This is a genomic window from Limosilactobacillus vaginalis DSM 5837 = ATCC 49540 (genome assembly GCF_000159435.1).
GTDB lineage: Bacteria > Bacillota > Bacilli > Lactobacillales > Lactobacillaceae > Limosilactobacillus > Limosilactobacillus vaginalis.
Genome location: NZ_GG693412.1, coordinates 491,356 through 516,698 on the forward strand (window position 1 = coordinate 491,356; position 25,343 = coordinate 516,698).

General features: G+C 41.1%; 20 protein-coding genes, 5 tRNA genes and 1 riboswitch. Of the genes, 22 read left to right on the forward strand and 3 right to left on the reverse strand.

Going from position 1 to position 25,343, the window contains the following annotated elements; all coding sequences use genetic code 11:
- The coding region (locus tag HMPREF0549_RS02155; RefSeq protein WP_003716623.1) for a transporter substrate-binding domain-containing protein at positions 1-440 on the reverse strand (440 nt) is incomplete at its 3' end.
- Positions 441-456: 16 nt separating this feature from the next.
- Positions 457-1,197, reverse strand: coding sequence for an amino acid ABC transporter ATP-binding protein (locus HMPREF0549_RS02160; protein WP_003716624.1), 741 nt, complete (start codon positions 1,195-1,197; stop codon positions 457-459).
- Positions 1,198-1,468: 271 nt separating this feature from the next.
- On the opposite strand from HMPREF0549_RS02160, the gene HMPREF0549_RS02165 reads away from it, so the two are divergent.
- The 3 genes from HMPREF0549_RS02165 (at position 1,469) to HMPREF0549_RS02175 (ending at position 3,537) form a co-directional block, all read left to right on the forward strand.
- Complete coding sequence (locus tag HMPREF0549_RS02165) at positions 1,469-1,945, forward strand: universal stress protein (protein ID WP_003716625.1); 477 nt, start codon at positions 1,469-1,471, stop codon at positions 1,943-1,945.
- Between the two features lie 204 nt (positions 1,946-2,149).
- Positions 2,150-2,833 carry a VIT1/CCC1 transporter family protein gene (locus tag HMPREF0549_RS02170; protein WP_003716626.1) on the forward strand — a complete coding sequence of 228 codons (684 nt, stop codon included), beginning with the start codon at positions 2,150-2,152 and terminating at the stop codon, positions 2,831-2,833.
- A 14-nt stretch (positions 2,834-2,847) separates the two neighbouring features.
- A complete protein-coding gene (locus HMPREF0549_RS02175; RefSeq protein WP_003716627.1) occupies positions 2,848-3,537 on the forward strand; it encodes a VIT1/CCC1 transporter family protein in 690 nt (229 codons plus the stop codon).
- Positions 3,538-3,788: 251 nt separating this feature from the next.
- On the opposite strand, the gene HMPREF0549_RS02180 is transcribed toward HMPREF0549_RS02175, so the two are convergent.
- Positions 3,789-4,691 (reverse strand): cation diffusion facilitator family transporter, encoded by a 903-nt coding sequence (locus HMPREF0549_RS02180; RefSeq protein WP_003716628.1) that lies wholly within the window; start codon positions 4,689-4,691, stop codon positions 3,789-3,791.
- A gap of 183 nt (positions 4,692-4,874) precedes the next feature.
- Here HMPREF0549_RS02180 and HMPREF0549_RS02185 point away from each other — a divergent pair, with 183 nt between their 5' ends.
- From HMPREF0549_RS02185 to rpoC, 19 genes are all read left to right on the forward strand, one after another.
- The gene (locus HMPREF0549_RS02185) at positions 4,875-5,540 is read left to right on the forward strand and encodes a metal-dependent transcriptional regulator (RefSeq protein ID WP_040530775.1); all 666 of its coding nucleotides are present in this window, start codon (positions 4,875-4,877) and stop codon (positions 5,538-5,540) included.
- Positions 5,541-5,659: 119 nt separating this feature from the next.
- Positions 5,660-6,415, forward strand: coding sequence for a threonine/serine exporter family protein (locus HMPREF0549_RS02190; RefSeq protein WP_003716630.1), 756 nt, complete (start codon positions 5,660-5,662; stop codon positions 6,413-6,415).
- Positions 6,416-6,424: 9 nt separating this feature from the next.
- On the forward strand, positions 6,425-6,898 hold the full coding sequence (locus HMPREF0549_RS02195; RefSeq protein ID WP_003716631.1) for a threonine/serine exporter family protein: 474 nt from the start codon (positions 6,425-6,427) through the stop codon (positions 6,896-6,898).
- A 50-nt stretch (positions 6,899-6,948) separates the two neighbouring features.
- Entirely contained in the window at positions 6,949-7,623 is a 675-nt protein-coding gene (locus HMPREF0549_RS02200; RefSeq protein WP_003716632.1) for a phosphatase PAP2 family protein, read from the forward strand.
- Between the two features lie 70 nt (positions 7,624-7,693).
- Positions 7,694-8,179 carry a GNAT family N-acetyltransferase gene (locus HMPREF0549_RS02205; RefSeq protein WP_040530778.1) on the forward strand — a complete coding sequence of 162 codons (486 nt, stop codon included), beginning with the start codon at positions 7,694-7,696 and terminating at the stop codon, positions 8,177-8,179.
- A gap of 36 nt (positions 8,180-8,215) precedes the next feature.
- Positions 8,216-8,389: riboswitch (Lysine riboswitch) on the forward strand.
- 100 nt (positions 8,390-8,489) lie between these two features.
- The gene (locus tag HMPREF0549_RS02210; protein WP_003716634.1) at positions 8,490-9,968 is read left to right on the forward strand and encodes an amino acid permease; all 1,479 of its coding nucleotides are present in this window, start codon (positions 8,490-8,492) and stop codon (positions 9,966-9,968) included.
- Between the two features lie 159 nt (positions 9,969-10,127).
- Positions 10,128-10,769, forward strand: coding sequence for a deoxynucleoside kinase (locus HMPREF0549_RS02215; RefSeq protein ID WP_003716635.1), 642 nt, complete (start codon positions 10,128-10,130; stop codon positions 10,767-10,769).
- 64 nt (positions 10,770-10,833) lie between these two features.
- Positions 10,834-10,906: transfer RNA gene (locus HMPREF0549_RS02220), tRNA-Val, on the forward strand.
- A gap of 3 nt (positions 10,907-10,909) precedes the next feature.
- Positions 10,910-10,992, forward strand: a tRNA-Leu gene (locus HMPREF0549_RS02225).
- An 83-nt stretch (positions 10,993-11,075) separates the two neighbouring features.
- Positions 11,076-11,147: transfer RNA gene (locus HMPREF0549_RS02230), tRNA-Gly, on the forward strand.
- 6 nt (positions 11,148-11,153) lie between these two features.
- Positions 11,154-11,227: transfer RNA gene (locus tag HMPREF0549_RS02235), tRNA-Arg, on the forward strand.
- 49 nt (positions 11,228-11,276) lie between these two features.
- Positions 11,277-11,350 (forward strand) — tRNA-Pro (locus tag HMPREF0549_RS02240).
- 121 nt (positions 11,351-11,471) lie between these two features.
- Positions 11,472-12,512 (forward strand): serine hydrolase domain-containing protein, encoded by a 1,041-nt coding sequence (locus HMPREF0549_RS02245; protein ID WP_003716636.1) that lies wholly within the window; start codon positions 11,472-11,474, stop codon positions 12,510-12,512.
- A gap of 199 nt (positions 12,513-12,711) precedes the next feature.
- Entirely contained in the window at positions 12,712-13,734 is a 1,023-nt protein-coding gene (adhP, locus tag HMPREF0549_RS02250; RefSeq protein ID WP_003716637.1) for an alcohol dehydrogenase AdhP, read from the forward strand.
- 226 nt (positions 13,735-13,960) lie between these two features.
- Positions 13,961-14,428 carry a CtsR family transcriptional regulator gene (locus HMPREF0549_RS02255; RefSeq protein ID WP_003716638.1) on the forward strand — a complete coding sequence of 156 codons (468 nt, stop codon included), beginning with the start codon at positions 13,961-13,963 and terminating at the stop codon, positions 14,426-14,428.
- Positions 14,429-14,442: 14 nt separating this feature from the next.
- Positions 14,443-16,920 carry an ATP-dependent Clp protease ATP-binding subunit gene (locus tag HMPREF0549_RS02260; protein WP_003716639.1) on the forward strand — a complete coding sequence of 826 codons (2,478 nt, stop codon included), beginning with the start codon at positions 14,443-14,445 and terminating at the stop codon, positions 16,918-16,920.
- A 234-nt stretch (positions 16,921-17,154) separates the two neighbouring features.
- Positions 17,155-17,748 carry a TetR/AcrR family transcriptional regulator gene (locus HMPREF0549_RS02265; protein WP_003716640.1) on the forward strand — a complete coding sequence of 198 codons (594 nt, stop codon included), beginning with the start codon at positions 17,155-17,157 and terminating at the stop codon, positions 17,746-17,748.
- Positions 17,749-17,972: 224 nt separating this feature from the next.
- A complete protein-coding gene (rpoB, locus tag HMPREF0549_RS02270; RefSeq protein ID WP_040530782.1) occupies positions 17,973-21,599 on the forward strand; it encodes a DNA-directed RNA polymerase subunit beta in 3,627 nt (1,208 codons plus the stop codon).
- Between the two features lie 49 nt (positions 21,600-21,648).
- A complete protein-coding gene (gene rpoC / locus HMPREF0549_RS02275) occupies positions 21,649-25,284 on the forward strand; it encodes a DNA-directed RNA polymerase subunit beta' (RefSeq protein ID WP_040530786.1) in 3,636 nt (1,211 codons plus the stop codon).
- The last annotated feature ends 59 nt before the right edge of the window (positions 25,285-25,343 follow it).

The window sequence follows — 25,343 nt, forward strand, 5'->3', positions numbered from 1 at the left end:
TCTTGAATATTTTTAATCGGACTACCCTTTTTTACTAAAAGAGATTGACCGGCATCAAAGTAGGACTTAGTGAAATCAACCTGCTTTTCCCGTTCTGGCGTAATTGTCATCGTTGCCATAATGGTGTCAATATTACCATTCTTTAATAGCGGAACTCGAGTACTGCTAGTAACGGGAACGAAAACGGCCTTTCCGTTAGGCCCGAGGATTTCTTTAGTCATTGCCTTGGCAAGATCGATTTCAAACCCTTCAAGCTTTCCCGTTCGAATATTCTCCAAACCGAAAAGACGAGTATCAGCTTTAACTCCCCAAGTAATTTGCTTATTTTTTTGATCAACTTTGAGAACGTCTTGATTAGCCACAGAACTACAGCCAGAAAGAACGGTGATACTAATAAGGGCAACTGCAGCAATCGTTAATAAGTGCCAAATCTTTTTCATTATTTTGGCCTCCCCCTTAGTGTCCGCTAATCTTACTCATAAATTCGCGGGCCCGTTGAGTAGTTGGTTGATCACCAAAGAACTTTTCGGTGGAGTCATCTTCAATAATTCGACCATCAGCCATAAAGATAACCCGGTCGGCAACGTCCCGAGCAAATCCCATTTCGTGGGTAACCACCAGCATGGTCATGTTAGAATTTTCTGCAATATCCTTCATTACATTAAGAACATCATCAATCATTTCTGGATCGAGTGCACTCGTGGGTTCGTCAAATAGAAGACACTTTGGCTTCATTGCTAGGCTGCGGGCAATTGCAATCCGTTGCTTTTGCCCACCTGATAGTTGTGCAGGCATATTATCAGCCTTATCGGCAAGGCCAACCTTTTCAAGCAGCTGCATTGCGAATTCACGATTTTCCTTTTCCGGTCGTTTAAGAACAATCCGCGGTGCCAGCATGATGTTTTCCAAAACGTTTTTATTGTTGTAAAGGTTAAAATGCTGGAAAACCATTCCAACGTCTTTACGAATCAAGTTAACGTTGGTTTTCTTATCAGCTAGGTCAAACCCGTTAACAATTAATTGACCGTCACGAATTGGATCCAACCCATTAATTGTCCGAATTAGACTACTTTTTCCTGAGCCGGATGGACCGATTAAAACAACCGTTTCACCAGCATCAATTGTTAAGTTAATGTCCTTTAATGCGTGGAATTTACCATAGTATTTTTGGACATCATGAAATTCTATCATTGACATGGTACTTTACTCTCCCCTAAATTTACGATGTCATTAGTAGTCATAAAGACTAAAACAATTAAATTATAGAACTTGTTGGATCGACAGGCAAGAAAGCTCAGACGAATATAAAAATTTAAAAATAATTATCATTTAATATAAAAGAATTTTATTTTAGGCTTACCAAAATAAATATTTACAAATATTTGATAAGTAGTAACATAGTAGGTGAAACTTACTGCGATCGAGATAATCTATTGATCGTCAGGACCACAGAGAGGGGAATAGTTTAATGTTTGAAATTAAGCCAAAGAAGTTCAAGAAGATCCTTGTCGGTGTCGATGATGCACCAGATGCCCGGGCTGCTTTTTCATATGCAGTAGATAAGGCAAAACGTGATGGCTCCGAATTAGGAATTGTTTCTATTTTGGAAACTGGTAACGTTAATGTTTATCAAATTCTTGACAAAGATTATGTTCACAGTTCTGCTGATGAATTACGGAAACGGATTAACGAATACGTAAAGGCTGCCGTTGATTACGGAGTTGATCCAAGCAAGATTACGGGAATTGTTGATCAAGGTGAACGACCAGCGGAACGGATTTGTAACCACGTTATTCCAGCATTTCAACCAGACTTGCTAGTTGTTGGGTCAATTGGTAAATGGGGTAATCGGAAGGCTGTTGGTTCACAAGCATCCTACATGACTAGACATGCAGGTACTTCCGTATTTGTTATTCGGACAACCGCTGTGGAAAGATATGAATAATTATTTCTGATTAGTAATTAGTACTGATTTAAAACCTTAGCTAATCAAGGATAAAGGGACTACGACAACCTGTCGCGGTCCCTTTATCCTTTAAGATGCAATTAATAATCTTTCTAAACTAACGTCAAAAACACAGAATTATTAGTTGATCTACTTTTAAACAATGTTATAATGATTCTAATTTAAAAAAGAGGAGTCTTTAGAATGGCTAGTAAAAAGATGTCACTAGCACAAAAAGTTAATATTTTGCGTGCTAGTGTAATGGGGGCCAATGACGGCATTATTTCAATTGCCGGAATTGTTATCGGGGTTGCCGCTGCAACTAATAATGCCTATTCTATTTTAATTTCTGGACTATCAGGGACGTTAGCCGGAATGATCTCAATGTATATGGGTGAGTACGTATCGGTATCTACCCAGAAGGATTCACAAAAAATGGCATTGATTAGTGAACGTCAACGATTAGATGATCAATACCAAGAAGAATTTAATTATGTTCAGCAAAAGTATGAAGATCAGGATATTGATCCCAAACTTGCTAAGCAGGCTACCAAGGAACTGATGGATAAGGATGCCCTGTCAACTGTTGTTCAAGAACGGTATGGGTTTAATCCTAAAGATTTTACCAGTCCATACGCGGCCGCCATTGCATCGTTCATCTCTTTTCCAACCGGTTCTGTCTTACCAATGCTAGCAGTTACGCTGGCACCCGCAGAAAGTAGAATTCTTGCGACTGCAATCGCGGTTTTAATCGCCCTGTTAATAACGGGATACTGCGCTGCGATCCTGAGTAATTCTAACCGGTTGAAGTCAAGTATTCGGAATGCCATTGCTGGATTACTAACTATGGGTGTTACCTATATTATTGGTCAGTTGCTGGCACACTAAAGGAGGGGTGAGCGATGGAAAAAATTAAGCAACAAAAAAAGCAAACGATGGAAGAAAAGCTGAATACCCTTCGTGCTGGTGTATTAGGTTCGAATGATGGTATCTTAACCGTTGTTGGTGTTCTGGTTTCCGTTGCCGCTGCGACATCTGACCGGTTTACGATCTTTATTGCGGGGCTATCTGATTTGCTTGCATGTGCGTTTTCAATGGCTTCTGGAGAGTATGCTTCAGTTTCAACACAGAAGGATACAGAAGAATCGGCCGTAAGTAAGGAGCAACACCTCTTAAAAACTGATTTTGAAAGTGAAGTTGCTGCTGTTAAGGATTATTACGTCAGCAAGGGTGTTACTCCAGAAACTTCACTCGCAATTGCAAAAGATCTTCTTAGCAAAAAGCCTCTGGAGACCGTTGTTCGGGTTAAGTATGATATTGAGTTAGGACACTACTTGAATCCTTGGGATGCTGCTTTCTCCTCTCTCTTTTCAGCAGCTGCCGGTGGAATCTTTCCCCTTTGTGCGATGACCTTTGCCCCCGCTGCTTATAAGTGGTATGCGGTTATTTTGGCGGTAGTTTTAACTAGTGCGCTAATCGGATATATTAGTTCAAAGCTGGGAAACGGGTTAGTAAAAATCGCAGTTATTCGAAATATTATCATTGCATTGATTACTGTTGCCATCCACTACGGAGTTGGTAAGCTGTTCTAAAAATATTGAAGCTGGGAATTAACTTTCTCGGAGGGACGGTTGACTAACCTAGAACGATGAATGATGATAAACTCATCAGAATCGTTCGTAGCCGAATAGGCTTGCTTCGCTGCGTTAGGCTCGAGTCCCTCAGTTACGATACGAAGTGAGCCTATTTGGATTCCCGCGATTAGACTCTATAAGTTCGGAGATCGCTAAATATGGATAGAGGATGAGAAAAAATGTTTAGTTTTTTCTCATCCTCTTACTACTTATTTAATTAAATGTTCCTCATCAACCACCGTATCGAAGAAGTCCTCGTCTTTTCCCCGGTGGTATTCTGCTTGAATTGTGACGTGGCAAATACCATATTTTTCGCGAAGAATTTTATCAACCTGACTATAAATTTTTTCAACATCGCTAAGCTTCATATCGTGACAATTTAAATGGGCGGAAAAAATAATTCGCTTTTCATCAATCATCCATGCATGAACATGGTGAACCGCGGTAACCCCATCAATTTTAACCAAATCTCGTTCAATTCCGTTATAGTCAAGCTTTGGCGCTGATTCCATAAGAATGGTAACGGTTTGCTTGATTACAGGCCAAGCCTCGTAGGCAATGTAGATTGCCACTGCAATTGTCAAAACCGGATCAAGCCAAGGGATGTTAATAAATGTTAGAATCACACCGCCAATAATTACGGCAAATGATGATAGGGCATCACTTAAAACGTGAAGGTAGGTTGCTTTTACATTTAAGTTATTGTGGCTTCCAGAATGAAGCAGAACCGCTGAAAGTAAGTTAGCGACTAAACCAACAACGGCAACAATTAACATTATTTCACCGTTAATATGTGCGGGCTGCTGAATTCGTTTAATGGCTTCGATGATTAAGAATACCGAGACGATTACTAAGAAAGCAGCGTTGACCATTGCCGCAAGAATTTCAGCGCGACGGTATCCATATGTCCGTTTGCTCGTTTCTGGCTTGTTAGCAATTGACTGGGCAACATAGCCGAGAACAATTGAAAATGAGTCTCCTAAGTTATGAAAGGCATCGGACAGTAAGGCAAGACTTCCTGAAACCAGTCCCCCGATAATTTCAACAGCAGTTATCAGAACGTTTAATACGGTTGCTGCTAAAAAGCGTTTTCCCGTGATTTGTTCATCCATCGTAAACTCCTCATTTCTTTGATATCTCCTTCATAAGTTTAGCATACTAAATTACTAACTAACAAAAAAATTAGGCTATCCGAAGAAGATGTTTATTGATTATGCTATAATCAAATGTGTTATTATAAGTTAATCAGAGGACCGTTCGTAGGCCGATAAACAAAGTAGAGGAGGATGCAGCCCTTGACACCGATGAAAGAAGATTATCTTAAGATTATCTTTGAGCTAGGTGGTAGTCACAAGAAGGTTTCAAATAAGGATATTTCTTTAGGCCTAGGTATAGCGGCAGGTTCTGTAACAGAAATGGTTTCAAAACTATCTGATGAAGGACTAGTAGTTCATGAACCCTATGCTGGTATTTCACTTACTGAAAAGGGACAGAAGTATGCAGCAGAGTTAGTTCGTAAACACCGCCTGTGGGAAACATTTCTTGTTGATAAGCTTCACTATAATTTTGCGGATGTTCACTCAGAAGCCGAAGTTTTAGAGCACCAAACAAGTGACCGTTTAGCAACAGCACTAGATAACTTTTTACAACACCCGCAAGCATGTCCTCATGGTGGAGTTATTCCGTCAGCGAGTGGACAGTTTCCTGATGTTTCACACCGTTTGCTGGCAGATGCAAATGATGGTGAAACAGTTCAGCTTGAACGCTTCTTAGATAACCATGAATTATTAACATACCTGGAAGAATTAAAGTTACGGCCAAACGATACCGTTAAAGTAATCCGCCACGAGCCGTTTGAGGGGCCATTAGTTATTGAAAAAGATGGTGAAGATACCCCGTTAAATGTTTCGTATAAGGCATCGCACAACATCTTTATTAAGGCCGGAAATTCAGACAAATAGTGATGTGAAGGGCCGAGAAATACCTCGGTCTTTTTTGCTACTTTAGTGTTAGAAAGATAGTAACCCAGTTTTTCACAGAGGGAGAACATGAATTAGGAACATCGGGAGGGAAGACATTAATGCTAACAGAAGAACGACGAATTCTTGCGTTACGGACCTGTGTTCTAGCAGGAAGACTGCTGATCGAGAATGGCTCAAACATGGAACGGGTCAACGATACTTTAGATCGAATCGCAAAGAATGCCGGTTTGAGAAAATTCCAGGCTTTCACAACGTTAACCGGGATTGTTGCGAGCAGTGATGATCTCCCTAATTCGCAGGTTGCTGATATTCGCCGGCGAAAAAATGATCTTAGTAAGGTTGCAGCAGTAAATGAAGTTTCTCGTGAACTAGCAAGCGGACTAATTGAATTACCCGAGGCGCATGCCCAATTAAAGTCAATTGAACGGCAGACGACTGACTGGTGGCAAAATCCACTAGAAGCATTCGCAGCCGCTATTTTAAGTGCTGCCTTAATGATCGTTTTTACTGGGGACGTTGTTGACTGGTGGGCGGCATTTATCATTGGCGGCTTAAGTTATGCTGTATTCTCGTTCGTTGTCCGTAAATTTAAAATTCAGTATCTTGGTGAGTTTTGTGCATCACTAGTTATCGGCGGCTTAGCAATCTTAACCGTTAAACTTGGGTGGACTCAAAATGCCAATTCAATTATTATTGGAGGCGTAATGCCGCTGGTACCAGGAATTCCCCTAACAAACGCTGCCCGGGACCTTGTTTCTGGGAATCTCATTAGCGGCCCAACTCGCGGAATTGAGGCAATATTAACTGCAGTAGCGATTGGTAGTGCAATTGTAATTGTCATGCGTTTTAGTTAGGAGAAGCGAATGAACTGGGAAAACTTATTCGTACAATTTATTCTTTCATATATATCTACCGTCTGCTTCGGTGTTTTATTGCATATTCCGTTACGGGCGTATAATACGGCTGGAATTATTGGTGGCGGTGTTTGGGTCATCTATTGGATAATGTATTATTATCAGCATACTGGCTTGGCAATCAGTAACCTTTTTGCTGCCATTTTAATTTCTCTGCTTAGTATGGTTGCTGCCCGTCACTTAAAAATGCCGATGATTGTATTTAATGTTCCTGCCTTAGTTCCGTTTGTTCCAGGGGGACAGGCCTACAAACTTGTTCGTAATTTTGCAATTGGTAATTATCAATTAGCAACGGTATATCTTTATCAGGTCATTGTAATTGCTGGGGCGATTACTCTTGGCTTCGGGCTTGGCGAACTACTAATTCGCGCAGTAAACTACTTGCATCTTAGTTTAGTAAAAACTTCAAAATCAAAAAGCTAGGGGTATGGTATACTCTAAATTAATGTTTAATTGATGATAGGAGAAAGATAATGTTAATTGTTCCAGATAATCAACGGTGGAAACGATTTACAATTAGTGGAGTCGTTTTTATTGTTTTGATGCTAATGATTAAGTTCAATTCAACAATTGGAACCACAATGGATGCAGTTTTTCAATCGTTATTTACTAGCCAACGCTTTGAAAATATTGGTTGGTTCCATGCCTTGATGACTTTAATTTCCTTTTTAGCAAGTCCTAAGCTTGATTTGCTATGGGTCCTGATTATTGCAATTGTTTTATGGCTAAGAAATTACCGAATTCCTGCAGTATGGGCAATCTGTACAATTATTGGTGGGGATGTCATAGGAACACTGGTCAAGCATTTTGTAAAACGGGCACGACCAGCACAACACTTAGCTGCCGACGATGGCTATAGTTTTCCGAGCGGTCATACCCTTGGATTGTTTCTGGTTGCTGGGATCCTTTTCCTTGTGGTAATCCCAATAATTCAGAAAGCAGCTGTCCGGACGATTTGCCAATTATTATTAATTTTTGCAATTTTCTTCTTGGCGGTTTCACGGGTATACTTATATGCTCACTGGCCTGTAGATACAATTGCAGCAATGGTTTTGGCATATGCTTGGCTTCAAGTTGCTGAATGGCTATACGTAGCCTGGGCACCAAAACTGCGAGAGCTAAAAATCTTTAGTAATTCAATTTATTAAAAGAAGAACGCAAAGGATCATTTTTGATTTGTTTGCGTTTTTTATTTCCCGGGAAATGGATGGTCTTTTGATGAAAATTAAAACGAAACGCCTTATTGTTGAAAGGGTTCACCGACAAAATGTTATTGAATTAACGCCACTGCTAAAATATCAATCATTATTCCAACAGGCAGGATTAGTTACAGTTGGAAAGGTTGATTTAGTTACTTTAGGGATGCTTGCCCAAACGGAATGTGTACTGCAAATAAGGGAAAGGGGAGAGCAAGGACTACTTGGCTTGATTATCCTTCTCCATTCCTACGATAAAACGGGTGCTATTCTTCCAAAGCAATACGAGGTTGGCTACCTACTTCTTCCACGAAAACAGCATCAAGGGTACATGACAGAAGCGTTAAGTGCCGTTTGCGACCAGTTAAACCGCTCTCAGATCACGGTAACTGCAGAGGTAAGGAGCGATAATGCTTCGTCAATTGGTGTTTTAAGCCGGTGTAATTTTATTCGTATCACTATAAATCCAGGAATGATCGAACTCTGGAAGCGGCAAGATATGGGATGATGGCTTGCGTTATTAAATGATGAGAGTATAATGTTATCGAAATGAAGAGGTTGCATTCTTTATCAGTATTGACTATTAGGAAAATAAGTTCCGGAGTAGTTTTGAAAGGAAAGAATGCCGAAATGCTGCTTAGCTTATTCTGAGCTGCATTGGGTCATGATTGAAAAAGTCATGGACTGTCGCGATAAATCGCGGGGCGCTTCGCTGAACGATTCAATGATAAATCTTGGATCTTCTAATGAGGTTGCCTTGTTGGAAGATCCTTTTTTATTGAGTAAGTCGCTCAGATATTTTACAGGAGGAATTTAAGATGACAGAAGACACGGGTAATGGTCAGGGGCAGATAAAAAGAACACTTAAAACACGTCACCTGGCAATGATTGCTCTTGGTGGAACGATTGGTACTGGTCTATTTATTACCAGTGGTTCGGCAATTTCAACTGCTGGACCAGGCGGGGCTTTAGTTGCATACGGAATCATGGGGATTATGGTTTATTTCTTGATGACTAGCCTTGGTGAAATGTCGACTTATATGCCGCTTACCGGATCGTTTTCTGCATTTTCATCAAAGTTTGTTGATCCAGCACTAGGCTTTGCTATGGGATGGAACTATTGGTTTAACTGGGCGATTACAATTCCAGTTGATGTAACCAGTGCGGGAATTGTAATGAATTTCTGGTTGCCACATGTTCCTAGCTGGGTATTTAGTACGGTTGTCTTGGTTTTAGTATTCCTTATCAACTATTTATCAGTTCGTTCGTACGGTGAAACAGAATACTGGTTAGCATTAATTAAGGTAATTACCGTGATCGTTTTCTTAATTGTCGGTGTTGCAATCATTCTGGGAATTATGGGCGGTCAACCAGTTGGCTTCAGCAACTTCCACTACAAGAAAGCTCCATTTGTTGGCGGCATTCCTGCAATTATTAGTGTATTCTTGGTTGCTGGTTTCTCTTTCCAGGGGACAGAATTAGTTGGGATTACTGCTGGAGAGGCTGCTACTCCTGAAAAGTCAATTTCAAAGGCAATTCATTCAACTTTCTGGCGAATCCTTCTTTTCTATATCTTTGCCATTTTTGTAATTGCATGTGTCCTGCCATACACAGATAAGAACCTGTTAAATTCGGATGTTACTAACATTACGATGAGTCCGTTTACAATCATTTTTAAGCGGGCTGGATTAGCGGTTGCTGCCAGTATCATGAATGCGGTTATCTTAACTGCGGTTGTTTCTGCGGCTAACTCTGGTTTATATGCTTCAACCCGGATGCTTTACTCGCAGGCTCGTGAAGGTTACGCATGGCGATTCTTCGGCTATGTTAACCGTCGGGGAATACCGATTTATGCATTAATTGGGACGATGGTTGTGTCATCATTGGCATTTGCAACTCAGTTTGTGGTTCCTCAAGCTTACCTTTACCTAACAGATGCTTCTGGACTGTGTGGCTTTATTGCATGGCTAGGAATTGCCATTTCACATTACCGGTTCCGGAAAGCTTACACCGCTCAGGGCCATACTGTAAGCGAACTTAAATATCACGCAACCCTGTATCCTTTTGGACCGATTTTTGCGTTTGTTCTTTGTACAATTGTTATTTGCGGGCAGAACGTTGAGGCCTTTGCAAAACTTGACTGGTCAAATATTTTGATTACGTACATGAGTGTACCGTTATTCCTAATTTTGTTCTTCTACTACAAAATTCGTTATAAGACCCATATTATTCCGTTGAAGGAAGTAGATCTTTCTCGGCAGACTAAGGGTGAAAAGTATGACCCAGAACAAAATTAATTAGAATTTGAAGAGGGTTTCTATACCGAGAAAATTTAGGTATGGGAATCCTTTTCGAATTTAGGAAGAGGACTTCTGGTTCAGTCTCTTCTTTTTTTTAATGTTCAATGTTAGAATGGTAAAGTTGTTTTTCATAAATTAAAGGGGGAGAAGCGTTTAATGATTGCACTTGCAGGGACAATAGGCGCCGGGAAAACAAGCCTAACCGGATTGCTGGCTGATCATTTGAATAGCCAAGCATTTTATGAATCTGTTGATGATAATAAGATTTTGCCGCTCTTTTATAAGGACCCGAAAAAGTATGGTTTTTTACTGCAAATTTACTTTTTAAATCGACGACTAGATGAGATTAAAGATTCTTTTGGAAATGATTTAAATGTCCTTGACCGTTCAATTTTTGAAGATGCATTGTTGTTTAAACTCAATGCTGATATGGGGCGGGCAACCGAAACAGAATCGGATATTTACTCATCATTACTGCACAACATGATGGAAGAGTTACCTGAACAACCTCACCAAAAAGCACCTAATCTGCTAATCACGATCCAGGTTTCATTCGAAACAATGCTGGAGCGGATAAAAAAACGTGGTCGGTCATACGAACAGCTCGCTAATGACCCATCTCTCTATAATTACTACAAGAACCTTAATGAACGCTACCGTGATTGGTATCAACAATATAATGCTAGTCCTAAAATGCTGATTGATGGGGATAAGTATGACTTTGTCGAAGATCCAGTAGCGGCACGTCAAGTATTGAAAATGATTGATCAAAAATTAATCGAACTTGGTTTGAAATAATTGTTGACACTAAATTTAAATGATGATATATTAATAAAGTTCCATTATGAATATATCATTTTTCGGAGGATTAGCTCAGTTGGGAGAGCATCTGCCTTACAAGCAGGAGGTCACAGGTTCGAGCCCTGTATCCTCCATATGCGGATGTGGCGGAATTGGCAGACGCGCAAGATTTAGGATCTTGTATCTTTTAGATGTAAGGGTTCAAGTCCCTTCATCCGCATTTGAAATAATACTTTATTTCAAAATCATATTGACATCGGTCTGTGACACGTGGTATATTAATTATTGTTGCAGAACAGTTATGCGGAAGTAGTTCAGTGGTAGAACATCACCTTGCCATGGTGGGGGTCGCGGGTTCGAATCCCGTCTTCCGCTCTTTATGCACCCATAGCGCAATTGGATAGAGTGTCTGACTACGAATCAGAAGGTTGAAGGTTCGACTCCTTCTGGGTGCACTACTTAAAAGCGTGGCACACTACTTAGTGTTGTCACGCTTTTTCTTTTCGGAACTTAGCTCAGCTTGGTAGAGCGCTGCGTTCGGGACGCAGAGGTCGCAAGTTCAAATCTTGTAGTTCCGATTATTATAAATGTAGAGAGCAGGGGAAACTAATCTGTTAGTTCTATCCTGCTTTTTTTAGTAGTAGTGACTTGGCGAAAGACACTTTGCTTTAGATTACAATCAATTTTTAGGAACGGCTTATGACAAGGAAATTATTCTACTTATTATTAATACCGGTAATTATTCTGGGAGTGCTTCTCTGGAGCCCGCAAAAAAATGTGAATGCCAGTCAGGTTGATAGAAAAACTAAGCTGGAATTACAAGCATACCTTCATGATCACCATATTAATGGAATTATCCTCGTTAACGGGAAAAAGGATCAACCAGTAGTTTTAAGGAATAAACTTACAACTAATCCAGCACAGGTTGTTACTCCTAATGCCCTATTTCCGATTGGTTCGTTGCAAAAATTGATAACGGGAGTCGCAGTGTACCAGCTCGTTCAAAAGGGTGAACTGAAGTGGAGTACGCCACTAAGCAAATATTATCCCCAAATTCAGGGAAGCGACCAGATAACGTTACAACAGTTAATGACTCATACGAGTGGGCTGCAAAACGATGGTGCGTTACCGAAGAAAACATTAAATAACGAACAAAGTCAGGAACGGTTCTTCCTTCATCACTTTAAGAATACAGCCAATCATGATTGGAACTATCAGGATATTGATTTTGAAATACTAGGTGCGATTATTCGCCAGCGGACTCATGGCGGTTACTATCACTATATTAAAAAGACAATTTTGAAACCGTTGAATCACCATCAGCTAAAAATGGTGTATCAGGTAAAACCGCGTAAAGTACTGCAAACTATGCAACCAGGGATGACTTGGCAGATGCTATCACAAGCCGCTTCGTCAGAAATTGGTGCCGGTGATTTGTTACTCTCACCATTAAACTATTGGAACTTTATTTACCACGGTGTACTCAGTAAGCCAAAACTTATTAAGAACTTTGCTAATCAACCTAAGAGCCAGCGTGAAGCTTATTTTGGCGGTATTTATTTTCAGGGAACGGTTATCCGGGCTAATGGTAGCGAACCGGGATATAATTGCTGCTTCTTTGCAGATTATAAAACTAAAAGAACGCTGATGCTGTTTACCAATAACATTGATTATCAAACTCTGCGCCAAACTGCTGAAGAACTTTATGAAATTTACTATGGTGAGCAAATTCAGCCATAGTGAATAAAATTTATTTGCTAAAATACTCACAATTGGTATTAATTAAGTGATGCTAGCTTCAGTAAATTGGTGGAGAACTAATAGAATATTGGTCTGTCAATTTCCTGTTTATTTATTCACAAAAGCGCTTTAAAAACTGAATTGGATTTGTTATTATATCTTGTGTAAAAGATAACAAGTTCAAAGGAGATTTTAGATTATGAAAGCTGCTGTTATTAACGATCCAGTAGATGGTTACGTTACTGTTAAGGATGTTCAACTTCGGGATCTTAAACCAGGTGAAGCCTTAGTTGATATGGAATATTGTGGTCTTTGTCACACCGACTTGCACGTTGCTGCTGGTGACTTTGGTAAGAAGCCAGGTCGGATTATTGGTCACGAAGGTGTTGGTCGTGTATCTAAAGTTGCTCCTGGTGTTACTTCCTTAAAGGTTGGGGACCGGGTATCAATTGCTTGGTTCTTCAAGGGCTGTGGACACTGTGAATACTGCCTTACTGGTCGTGAAACACTTTGCCGGAACGTTTTGAATGCTGGTTACACTGCTGATGGTGCAATGGCACAACAATGTATCGTTCCTGCTGACTATGCTGTTAAGGTTCCAGAAGGCCTTGACCCAGTTGAAGCTACTTCATTAACTTGTGCCGGTGTTACTATGTACAAGGCATTGAAGGTTGCTGACATTAAGCCAGGTCAATGGGTATCTATCGTTGGTGCCGGTGGTCTTGGTAACTTGGGTATTCAATTTGCCCACAATGTCTTCGGTGCTCACGTTATTGCCGTTGATGGTAACCCTGAAAAGCTTGAAGCTGCTAAGGAAAACGGTGCTGAAATTGTTATCAACCGTCATGATGGCGATGTTGACAAGCAAATCCAAGAAAAGGTTGGCGGTGTTCACGCTGCTGTTGTAACTGCTGTTTCAGCTTCAGCATTTGACCAAGCCGTTGATTCCCTCCGTCCAGATGGTAAGTTGGTTGCCGTTGCTCTTCCACAAGGTGACATGAAGCTTAACATTGCTAAGACAGTTCTTGACGGAATTATCGTTGCTGGTTCATTAGTTGGTACCCGTCAAGACTTAGCTGAATGTTTCCAATTTGGTGCTGAAGGTAAGGTTCACCCAATTGTTAAGACACGGAAGTTAAGTGAAATCAACGACATGATCCAAGAATTAAAGGATAACAAGGTTGTTGGTCGTAACGTTGTTGACTTCAGCTTAGAAGATTAATCTATAAATATCCCCTTTTTGAAATTTAGCGGGAGTGAGATGTTGAGTCTCACAAACGTAAATAAGCTCCTAGAGTAAGGTAAGGCCGAGCTCCGGGGGCTTATTTTGTACTTTTTTCTAAATAATTTGCTAACACTTGCTCTTTATTGAGACTGTTTTCTGGTCCCTAATTTAATATTGTGGTAAAATTTGGTCAAGATTAGTCAAGAAATTTGGAGGTGATGGAATGGAAGAGAAAAGCATTTCTGACATTATTGAGGAGTATTTGAAACAAATACTTGGTGAGTCATCTCAAATTGAAATTCGTCGTTCGGAAATTGCCAACCATTTTGATGTTGTTCCGTCACAAATTAATTACGTAATCAAAACCCGATTTACTATTCAGCATGGATATTTAGTGCAAAGTAAACGTGGTGGTGGCGGTTATATTCGAATTGAGCGCGTTAATTTACTTGATAATGTTGATGTGTTAAACTCACTGATCCAAGCAATCGGGGATTCAATTAGTGAGCGTGATGCTTATGACATTGTTCGAACGCTTTATGATGAAAAGCTGCTGACAAGGCGTGAGGGGGATTTAATGCTAGTTGCCTTGTCAAAGCAGACCCTAAATGTGAATGATTGCAATGTTGAAGCTCGATTAAGAGCAAGAATTTTAATTTCAATGCTTAATCGTTTACGGTATGAGAGCTAGGAGGAAAGCAGTTAATGGATAATATGTTTACACCTAGTGCCAAACACGTCTTGGCACTCGCCCATGAACAAGCAAAGTACTTTAAGCACCAAGCCGTTGGTACTGAACACTTATTACTTGCGTTGGCAATTGAAAGGGAGGGAATTGCTAGCAAGATTTTTGAGCAATTCTCCATTACTAGCGATGATATTCAAGAAGAAATTGAGCGGATGATTGGCTATGGGACCATGGATGACATGGGGCCAGCTGATTACCTTCCATATTCTCCCAAAGCACGGCAGGTATTAGCACTAGCGGGACAGGAAGCACAGCAGTTAAATGCCTTAAAGATTGGTACTGAACACTTATTACTCGCGTTGATTTCAGATGAAGGAATTCTTTCTTCCAGAATTTTAATGAGCTTAGATGTTCTACCCCGACAAATTCGCAAAGTAACCTTGCGGCGTCTTGGTGTTTCAGATATTCAGGCACGACAGCGCTTAGGCAGACAGCCGGGACAACGAACACGAAGATCGCAGACACCAACTCTTGATAAGCTTGCACGTGATATGACCCAAATGGCAAGGGATGGTAAACTTGACCCTGTAATTGGTCGCGACAACGAATTACGACGGGTTGAGCAGATCTTAAGTCGCCGAACAAAGAACAATCCAGTGCTAATTGGTGAACCCGGTGTTGGGAAGACAGCGATTGCTGAGGAATTAGCTCGTCGAATGGCCAACAATGAAGTTCCTGAAGACTTAGCACAGAAGCGATTGATGATGCTTGATATGGGATCGTTAGTTGCCGGAACTAAGTATCGTGGAGAATTTGAAGATCGGTTGAAAAAGGTTATTGACGAAATTCAAAAAGACGGCCATGTCATCCTCTTCATTGATGAATTACACACTTTGATTGGTGCTGGTGGTGCTGAAGGGGCGATTGATGCTTCAAATATCTTAAAGCCAGCTCTTGCTCGTGGTGATTTACAGACAATTGGTGCTACGACTCTTGATGAATACCAAAAGTATATTGAATCTGATGCTGCACTAGAACGACGGTTTGCGACTGTTCAGATTGAAGAACCCACTGAAAATATTGCTTTGCAGATTCTAAATGGCTTGCGGCCAAAATATGAGGAACACCATCATGTTAAAATTGATGATGATGCATTAAAGCAGGCTGTTAAATTATCAAGTCGCTACATCACAGACCGTTATTTACCGGATAAGGCAATTGATTTAATTGATGAGGCTTCCTCAATGGTACGGATTGATGCCGAAGAAAAGGGAAATCATCAACCATCATTAACTACCAAATTAGTACAATTACGGCAACAAAAAGAAGCTGCAATTGAGAACCAAGATTTTGATCAGGCTGCTAATCTCCGGCAAGAAGAGCTAACGTTAAAGGCTAAGGTTGATGAGCAACAGAAAAAGACTGAGAAGCAATCTGCACAGCGAAAGCTCCACACAACAGGGGAAGATGTTGCAAAAATTGTTGCTGAATGGACCGGTGTCCCGCTGACCCAGCTTAAGAAGAGCGAAAGTGAACGACTAGTTAATCTTGAAAAGGTTCTTCATAATCGTGTCATTGGTCAAAATGAGGCTGTATCAGTGGTTGCAAAGGCAATCCGTCGAGCAAGAAGCGGCTTGAAGGATCCGCAACGGCCAATTGGTTCATTTATGTTCCTTGGACCAACAGGAGTAGGGAAAACGGAACTAGCTAAGGCACTAGCGGCGGCAATGTTTGGTTCTGAAGATAACATGATCCGGATTGATATGTCTGAATATATGGAAAAGTACAGTGCTAGTCGTTTAATTGGTGCTGCACCGGGTTATGTTGGTTATGATGAAGGTGGTCAGTTAACAGAAAAGGTTCGTCAACACCCATATTCGGTTGTCCTATTAGATGAGGCAGAAAAAGCGCATCCCGATGTCTTTAATTTGTTGCTTCAAGTCCTCGATGATGGCTATTTGACTGATGCTAAGGGACGAAAAGTTGACTTCCGCAATACCATCATTATTATGACCTCTAATTTAGGTGCTACCCAGCTCCAAGATGAAAAAGAGGTCGGATTTGGTGCACGTGATGTTAGTCAGGACTATCAGGCAATGGCATCTGCAATTCGTCAACAATTAAGACTGCATTTCCGTCCTGAGTTCCTGAACCGGATTGATGAAACAATAATTTTCCACTCCTTACAAAAGGATGAACTTCACCAAATTGTTAAATTGATGGTTGCTCAACTAAGAGCACGGGTTGCTGAACAAGGAATTAACTTGAAAGTTACGCCTGCAGCGATTGATGTTGTGGCAACTAAGGGTTACAATCCGGCATATGGTGCTCGGCCATTACGTCGGGCATTGCAGGATCTGATTGAGGATCCGCTAAGCACCGCGCTACTAAGTGGCAACGTAAAAACTGGTGATAACGTTGTTGTCGGTGCTCACCAAGGAAAAATTACCTTGAAAGTAAAAAATGACCACAATGAGCGAATGGTAAAGAATTAAAATTAAAATCGGACTTTGACGTTTGACTTTTGGAACGTTGAAGTCCTTTTATTTACGGGAAGCTATTAAACATTTCTGTTATCATCTGTTCAACTGAAATTAATAAGAATAAAAATATTATTTTATCTATATCTAATTTGGGAGGAGATAATTTTGCTTAAAAGCTTGTCAAATCAAAGTTTTGGTGGCATTATATATTTATAATGTGATTAATATGTTAGGAGATAGTAAAGTATGAAGAGAGCTGAACAGCTTGAGAAAACACGACAGTCAATTATGAGAACGGCAACTAAGCTCTTCTTGCAAAAAGGCTTCGGTGAAACTTCTACTCGTGATATTGCTAAGCAAGTTGGGATTACTCAACCGGCTCTTTACCATCACTTTAGCGATAAGGAAGTCCTCTATCTAGACGTGATGACTAATTTGAGTAGTAAGGTTCGTAAGGATATTAATAAGGTAATGCGGAAACATAAGCTAACACCTAATGAACAATTGTGGCAAATTACGGTTGTACTGAAAAAACATCACCCAGTAAGTATTTACGATCAATACCACCAAGCAGTTAGTTTGCTTTCAAAGAGTTCCCAACAAAAATTGAACATGATTCTCGCAATGAATTATCTTCAGCCAATTGCTGAGTACTTTAAGCAACCAGAAGTTGAATTACGTCCTGATATTTTGCCGCAAGAAGCTGCTGAATTGTTCTTAGCTGGAATTTCACCGATTTTTGGTACCTACCAGCCAATTGGTGGCCATAACATTAGTGACGATCAACGCGATCAATTAATTTTGGATTGCATTATTAGCGGACTTTCAAAAACAAAATAATTAGTTGAGTAACTCTGTTGACATTTAATAAATTATCTTATATACTACAAAAGTATGTAATTGTGAGTTCTCATATGAACCTAGTGATCTATTGTCCATTAGGTTCAGTAAATAAAACCAAAGGCAGTTTTTAACTGTTTTTGGATTTTTTTTGCTCAAAATTATGATTTTAGTTCATTTGTAACCAAATTGTAATATTTGAACTCACTGAATAAATTAGAGAGGTGAACAGTTTGGCCGGACATTTAGTTAAATACGGTAAGCACCGTACCCGTCGTAGCTACTCCCGAATCAAAGAAGTTCTCGAGCTGCCAAACCTGATTGAAATCCAAACGGACTCATACAAGTGGTTCATGGATAAAGGTTTACGGGAAATGTTTGATGATATTATGCCAATTGATGATTTCCAAGGGAAGTTATCATTGGAATTCGTTGACTATCAACTTTTGGAACCTAAGTATACTGTTGATGAAGCACGTGAACATGATGCAAATTACTCAGCACCGCTTCACGTTACTTTGCGTCTTACTAACCATGAGACTGGGGAAATTAAGTCTCAAGATGTTTTCTTTGGTGAATTCCCATTAATGACAGATCAAGGGACCTTCATTATTAATGGTGCTGAACGGGTTATTGTTTCTCAATTAGTTCGGTCACCAGGTGTTTACTACAATGAAGAAGCTGGCAAGAACGGCCGGCCAAGTTATGGTGCTACCTTTATTCCTAACCGTGGTGCCTGGCTTGAATACGAAACTGATGCTAAGAATATTTCTTACGTTCGGATTGACCGGACTCGTAAGTTACCAATGACTGAATTAATCCGGGCACTTGGCTTTGGTTCAGATGATGAAATCATTGATATGTTTGGTGGCAACAGTGAGACCCTATCCTTAACTTTGGATAAGGATGTTCACAAGAATGCTGAAGACTCTCGGGTTGAAGAAGCACTTAAGGATATCTATGAACGTCTTCGTCCAGGTGAACCTAAGACTGCGGACTCAGCTCGGAACCTATTGACAGCACGGTTCTTTGATCCTAAGCGTTATGATATGGCTCCTGTTGGTCGATACAAGACTAACAAGAAGTTAATGCTGAAGTACCGTCTTCTTGGTGAAACCTTAGCCGAAACCCTTGCTGATCCAGATACTGGTGAAGTGCTTGCGCAAAAGGGTGACAAGGTTACCAAGGAAGTATTGAAGAAGTTAGAACCATACTTAGATCGTGACGACTTTAAGATGATTACCTACACTCCTTCTGATGAAGCCGTGGTTACTGAACCAGTAAAGCTTCAAAAAGTTTTGGTTTACTCCCATGAAGATCCAGAACGAGTTGTTCCAATTATCGGTAATGGCCACATTCCATTGGAATACAAGCATATTGAACCAGCTGATATTCTTGCTTCATTGAACTACTTCTTCAACTTGCAAGAAGGTATCGGCACTACCGACGATATTGACCACTTAGGTAATCGGCGGATTCGTTCAGTTGGTGAATTATTGCAAAACCAATTCCGGATTGGGTTAGCACGGATGGAACGGGTTGTTCGGGAACGGATGTCAATTCAGGATCCTGACACTGTTACTCCACAACAATTGATTAATATTCGGCCAGTTGTTGCTTCAATTCGTGAATTCTTTGGTTCTTCACAATTGTCACAATTCATGGACCAAACCAACCCGCTTGGTGAATTAACTCATAAGCGGCGTCTTTCCGCCCTTGGTCCTGGTGGTTTGACTCGTGATCGGGCCGGATATGAAGTTCGTGATGTGCACTATACTCACTATGGTCGGATGTGCCCAATCGAAACTCCTGAAGGTCCTAACATTGGTTTGATTAACAGTCTTTCATCATATGCTCGTGTTAATAAGTATGGATTCATCGAAACTCCATACCGTCGTGTTTCATGGAAGACTCATAAAGTTACTGACAAGATCGACTACTTAACTGCCGACGAAGAAGATAACTACATCATTGCTCAGGCCAACACGCCTTTGAATGATGATGGTTCATTTGCTCAAGACCAAGTTATGTGTCGTGATAAGGATGATTACATTGAAACGAGCGTTGAGAACGTCGATTACATGGACGTTTCTCCAAAACAAGTTGTCTCCGTTGCTTCCGCATGTATTCCATTCCTTGAAAACGATGACTCTAACCGTGCCTTGATGGGTGCTAACATGCAACGGCAAGCTGTTCCGTTGTTGAACCCTCATGCACCATTAGTAAGTACTGGAATTGACTACAAAGCAGCCCATGACTCTGGGGTGGCCATGATTGCTAAGAAATCAGGGACAGTTGAATATGTTGATGCTCGTGAAGTTCGTGTTCGTGAAGAAGATGGAACTCTTGATACTTACAAATTAATGAAGTTCCGTCGTTCTAACGGTGGTAAGAACTACAACCAACGTCCAATTGTTAAAGTTGGCGAACATGTAGACGCCGATGATGTTCTTGCTGATGGACCATCAATGGAACAAGGTGAATTAGCCTTAGGTCAAAATCCATTGATTGCCTTCATGACTTGGCAAGGTTACAACTTCGAAGATGCCATCGCAATTAGCGAACGGTTAGTTAAGGATGATGTTTATACATCAATTCATATCGAGTCATACGAATCAGAAGCTCGGGAAACTAAGCTTGGACCTGAAGAAATGACCCGTGAAATTCCTAACGTTGGTGACGATGCACTTAAAGATCTGGACGAAAATGGGATTGTTCGGATTGGTGCTGAAGTTCATGACGGCGATATTTTAGTAGGTAAGGTTACTCCTAAGGGAATGACTGAATTATCTGCTGAAGAACGGTTGCTTCACGCTATCTTTGGTGAAAAGTCACGTGAAGTTCGTGATACTTCTCTCCGTGTTCCTCACGGTGGTGGCGGTATTATCCAAGACGTTAAGGTCTTTACTCGTGAAAATGGGGATGAACTTTCACCAGGTGTTAACACCATGGTTCGGGTTTACATTGCCCAAAAGCGGAAGATCCAAGTCGGTGATAAGATGTCAGGTCGTCACGGTAACAAGGGTACTGTTTCTATCGTTGTTCCTGAAGAAGATATGCCGTATATGCCAGACGGTACACCGATCGACATTATGTTGAGTCCAATGGGTGTGCCAAGTCGTATGAATATCGGACAGTTGCTTGAATTGCACTTAGGAATGGCTGCAAAGCGTCTTGGAATTCACATGGCAACACCAGTATTCGATGGTGCTACTGATAAGGATGTTTGGGATGCTGTTAAGGAATCCGGGTTCCCTGAAGACGGTAAGACAATTCTTTATGATGGTCGTACAGGTGAACCATTTGAAAACCGGATTGCCGTTGGTTCAATGCATTACCTTAAGTTAGCCCACATGGTTGACGATAAGATTCACGCTCGTTCTACTGGTCCATACTCACTTGTTACTCAACAGCCATTGGGTGGTAAAGCTCAGTTTGGTGGTCAGCGGTTCGGTGAAATGGAAGTTTGGGCTCTTGAAGCTTACGGTGCTGCATACACTCTTCAAGAAATCCTTACTTACAAGTCAGACGATACTGTTGGTCGTGTTCGGACTTACGATGCCATCATTAATGGTGAACCAATTCCAAAGCCGGGTGTTCCTGAATCATTCCGGGTTCTTGTTAAGGAATTACAAGCATTAGGCCTTGATATGAAGGTGCTTGATGGTAACCATAATGAAGTTCAATTGAAGAACATGGATGAAGATGATGATGAAGTTGTTAATGTTGATGCTTTAGCTAAGTATGCTGCAAAGCACAATGCTGAAGAAAAAGAAAAGAAAGACGAAGCGTCTGCCGATAATAAATCAGCTGCAACAACTGATGAACAAGACAAGACTAAGCAAGACTAGTTTTACTTAGTGCTGAACGTAAACTATTAAAATAAGGAGGAAAAATCCTTTGATTGATGTCAATAAATTTGAAAGTATGCAGATCGGCCTGGCATCACCAGATAAGATCCGTAGTTGGTCTTACGGGGAAGTTAAGAAGCCCGAGACCATCAACTACCGGACTTTAAAGCCAGAAAAACAAGGTCTGTTTGACGAACGAATCTTTGGCCCAACTAAGGACTATGAATGTGCTTGTGGTAAGTACAAGCGGATTCGCTACAAGGGTCGTGTCTGTGACCGCTGTGGTGTTGAAGTTACTAGTTCAAAGGTTCGTCGTGAACGGATGGGGCACATTGAATTGGCCGCTCCGGTTTCCCATATTTGGTACTTCAAGGGGATTCCAAGTCGGATGGGTCTTGTCTTAGACATGAGTCCACGATCACTTGAAGAAGTTATTTACTTTGCTTCATACGTTGTTTTGGATCCAGGTGATACTCCACTTGAAAAGAAGCAATTGCTTTCTGAAGCAGAATACCGTGACAAGAAGGCTGAATTTGGCGACCGCTTTACTGCTGAAATGGGAGCCGCTGCTATTAAGAAGTTATTAGCAGACGTCGACCTTAATAAGGAAGCAGCCGAATTAAAGGAAGAACTAAAGGAAGCAACTGGTCAAAAGCGGACTCGTGCTATCCGTCGTTTGGATATTTTGGAAGCATTTATCAAGTCTGGTAACAAGCCGGAATGGATGGTCCTTGATGTTATTCCTGTTATGCCACCTGATTTACGGCCAATGGTTCAACTTGAAGGTGGCCGGTTTGCTACCTCTGACTTAAACGATTTATACCGGCGGGTTATTAACCGGAATAACCGTTTGAAGCGTCTTTTGAAGTTGCAAGCTCCAGGAATCATTGTTCAAAACGAAAAACGGATGCTCCAAGAAGCCGTTGATGCCTTAATTGATAATGGCCGTCGAGGTCGTCCTGTTTCAGGTCCTGGTAACCGTCCATTGAAGTCCCTTTCTCACCTTCTGAAGGGGAAGCAAGGACGTTTCCGTCAAAACTTGCTTGGTAAGCGTGTTGATTACTCTGGTCGTTCAGTTATTGATGTTGGTCCATCATTACGAATGAACCAAATGGGGCTTCCTGTTCCAATGGCTCTTGAATTGTTCAAGCCATTTATCATGCACGAATTAGTTAAGCGTGGTTTATCCGCTAACGTTAAGGCAGCTAAGCGGAAGATTGACCGTCGTGATGATGATGTCTTTGATGTTCTTGAAGATGTTATCAAGGAACACCCAGTTCTTCTTAACCGGGCCCCTACATTGCACCGGTTAGGTATCCAGGCCTTTGAACCAATTCTGGTTTCTGGTAAGTCAATGCGTCTTCACCCATTGGTATGTACTGCTTACAATGCCGATTTTGATGGGGACCAGATGGCGATCCACGTACCACTTTCTGATGAAGCTCAAGCTGAAGCACGGCTATTAATGCTTGCCGCTTCTCACATTTTGAGTCCTCGTGACGGTGAACCAATCGTTTCTCCATCTCAGGATATGGTTATCGGTAACTACTACATGACCACTGAAGATAAGGGTCGTGAAGGTGAAGGGATGATCTTCAAGGATACCGATGAAGCTGAAATGGCATACCGGAACAACTATGTTTCACTCCAAACTCGTGTTGGTGTACAAGTTTCAGCATTCCCTGACAAGCCATTTACTGATGAACAACGCGGTAAGATCATGGTAACTAGTGTAGGTAAGTTATTGTTCAACCGGATTCTTCCTAAAGACTTCAATTACATTAACGAACCTACTGCTGATAACATTACTAAGGGTGTTGATGACCGCTTCTTCCTTGATCCGGGTGAAGATATCAACGAATACCTTGAAAATGCACCACTAGTTCCACCATTCAAGAAGGGCTTCTTGTCAGACTTAATTGCTGAAGTTTACAAGCAATACAAGGTTACCAAGACTTCTCAATTCCTTGACCGGATTAAGGACCTTGGTTACTACGAATCAACTATTTCTGGTTTAACTACCGCAATGTCAGATATTCATGACTTGCCTGAAAAGCCAGAAATTATTAAGAAGGCTCGTAAGCAAGTTGCCTTAGTTACCAAGCAATTCCGTCGTGGGTTGATTACTGATGACGAACGTTACGACCGGGTTATTGGTATCTGGAACGATGCAAAAGACAAAGTTCAAAACAAGTTGATTGAACATATGGACATCCATAATCCAATCAACATGATGTCTGACTCAGGTGCTCGTGGTAACATTTCTAACTTTACTCAGCTTGCCGGAATGCGTGGGTTGATGGCTTCTCCAAACGGTAAGATTATGGAATTGCCAGTTCTTTCTAACTTCTATGAAGGTTTGTCAGTGCTGGAAATGTTCATTTCTTCTCACGGTGCTCGTAAGGGAATGACCGATACCGCCTTGAAGACTGCTAACTCAGGTTACTTGACTCGGCGGTTAGTTGATGTTGCTCAGGATGTTGTTGTTCGTGAAAAGGACTGTGGCACTGACCGTGGCCTTGAAGTTACTGCAATTACAAACGGTAACGAAATGATCGAACCACTTTACGACCGGATCATGGGTCGTTACACTATGAAGTCTGTCTTTGATCCAAAGACTGGCGAGAAGATCGTTGGTAAGAACGTTCTAATCGACGAAACAATGGCACAAAAGATCGTTGATGCTGGCGTTAAGAAGGTTACTATTCGTTCTGCATTTACTTGCAACACTGAACACGGTGTTTGTGAACGATGCTACGGCCGAAACGCAGCTACTGGTGACCGGGTTGAAGCCGGTGAAGCAGTTGGTACCGTTGCCGCTCAATCAATCGGTGAACCAGGTACTCAATTGACCTTGCGGAACTTCCACACTGGTGGTGTTGCCGGTAACGAAGATATTACTCAAGGTCTCCCTCGTGTTCAAGAAATTGTGGAAGCACGTAATCCTAAGGGGCGTGCAACCATTACTGAGGTTACTGGTGAAGTTGAATCAATCGAAGAAAATCCAGCAGAACGGACTAAGGATGTTACTGTTAAGGGTGAAACTGATACTCGGACATACACCTTACCAATTACTGCACGGATGCGGGTTGCTGAAGGTGACTTTATTCACCGTGGAACTGCTCTTAATGAAGGTTCAATTGATCCTAAGGAATTGATTCGGGTTCGTGATGTTCTTTCTACAGAAACTTATCTCCTTGCTGAAGTTCAAAAGGTTTACCGTATGCAGGGGATCGATCTGTTAGATAAGCACGTTGAAATCATGATTCGTCAAATGATGCGGAAGGTTCGTGTCATGGATCCAGGTGACACAGATATGTTGCCAGGACAATTAATGGACATTGGTCAATTCCGTGATGCTAACTACAAGACATTAGTAGCCGGTAATATTCCAGCTACTGCTCGTCCAGTTATCTTAGGAATTACCAAGGCTGCCCTTGAAACTAACAGTTTCTTATCAGCTGCTTCATTCCAGGAAACTACTCGTGTCCTGACTGATGCTGCTATTCGTGGTAAGAATGACCCATTAGTTGGTTTGAAGGAAAATGTTATTATCGGTAAGATCATTCCAGCAGGTACTGGTATGAGTACGTACCGGAACATTAAGCCAAAAGAAGTTAATGTTGCTGCTTACTCCATCAAAGATTTAGAAGCTAAGATGAAGGAAGAAGACAAGCAAAATTAATTAGCTTAATCCCATAAGAAGGACTATGACTTGATTGTCATGGTCCTTTTTGCTATTTT

Excerpts from the sequence above, each read along its gene's own strand:
- HMPREF0549_RS02215 (WP_003716635.1), top strand. The coding sequence starts at position 10,128 with ATGATTGCACTTGCAGGGACAATAGGCGCCGGGAAAACAAGCCTAACC.
- HMPREF0549_RS02170 (WP_003716626.1), top strand. The coding sequence starts at position 2,150 with ATGGCTAGTAAAAAGATGTCACTAGCACAAAAAGTTAATATTTTGCGT.
- HMPREF0549_RS02245 (WP_003716636.1), top strand. The coding sequence starts at position 11,472 with ATGACAAGGAAATTATTCTACTTATTATTAATACCGGTAATTATTCTG.
- HMPREF0549_RS02255 (WP_003716638.1), top strand. The coding sequence starts at position 13,961 with ATGGAAGAGAAAAGCATTTCTGACATTATTGAGGAGTATTTGAAACAA.
- HMPREF0549_RS02195 (WP_003716631.1), top strand. The coding sequence starts at position 6,425 with ATGAACTGGGAAAACTTATTCGTACAATTTATTCTTTCATATATATCT.
- HMPREF0549_RS02200 (WP_003716632.1), top strand. The coding sequence starts at position 6,949 with ATGTTAATTGTTCCAGATAATCAACGGTGGAAACGATTTACAATTAGT.
- HMPREF0549_RS02260 (WP_003716639.1), top strand. The coding sequence starts at position 14,443 with ATGGATAATATGTTTACACCTAGTGCCAAACACGTCTTGGCACTCGCC.
- HMPREF0549_RS02180 (WP_003716628.1), bottom strand. The coding sequence starts at position 4,691 with ATGGATGAACAAATCACGGGAAAACGCTTTTTAGCAGCAACCGTATTA.
- HMPREF0549_RS02165 (WP_003716625.1), top strand. The coding sequence starts at position 1,469 with ATGTTTGAAATTAAGCCAAAGAAGTTCAAGAAGATCCTTGTCGGTGTC.
- HMPREF0549_RS02205 (WP_040530778.1), top strand. The coding sequence starts at position 7,694 with ATGAAAATTAAAACGAAACGCCTTATTGTTGAAAGGGTTCACCGACAA.
- HMPREF0549_RS02160 (WP_003716624.1), bottom strand. The coding sequence starts at position 1,197 with ATGTCAATGATAGAATTTCATGATGTCCAAAAATACTATGGTAAATTC.
- adhP (WP_003716637.1), top strand. The coding sequence starts at position 12,712 with ATGAAAGCTGCTGTTATTAACGATCCAGTAGATGGTTACGTTACTGTT.
- HMPREF0549_RS02190 (WP_003716630.1), top strand. The coding sequence starts at position 5,660 with ATGCTAACAGAAGAACGACGAATTCTTGCGTTACGGACCTGTGTTCTA.
- HMPREF0549_RS02265 (WP_003716640.1), top strand. The coding sequence starts at position 17,155 with ATGAAGAGAGCTGAACAGCTTGAGAAAACACGACAGTCAATTATGAGA.
- HMPREF0549_RS02210 (WP_003716634.1), top strand. The coding sequence starts at position 8,490 with ATGACAGAAGACACGGGTAATGGTCAGGGGCAGATAAAAAGAACACTT.
- HMPREF0549_RS02175 (WP_003716627.1), top strand. The coding sequence starts at position 2,848 with ATGGAAAAAATTAAGCAACAAAAAAAGCAAACGATGGAAGAAAAGCTG.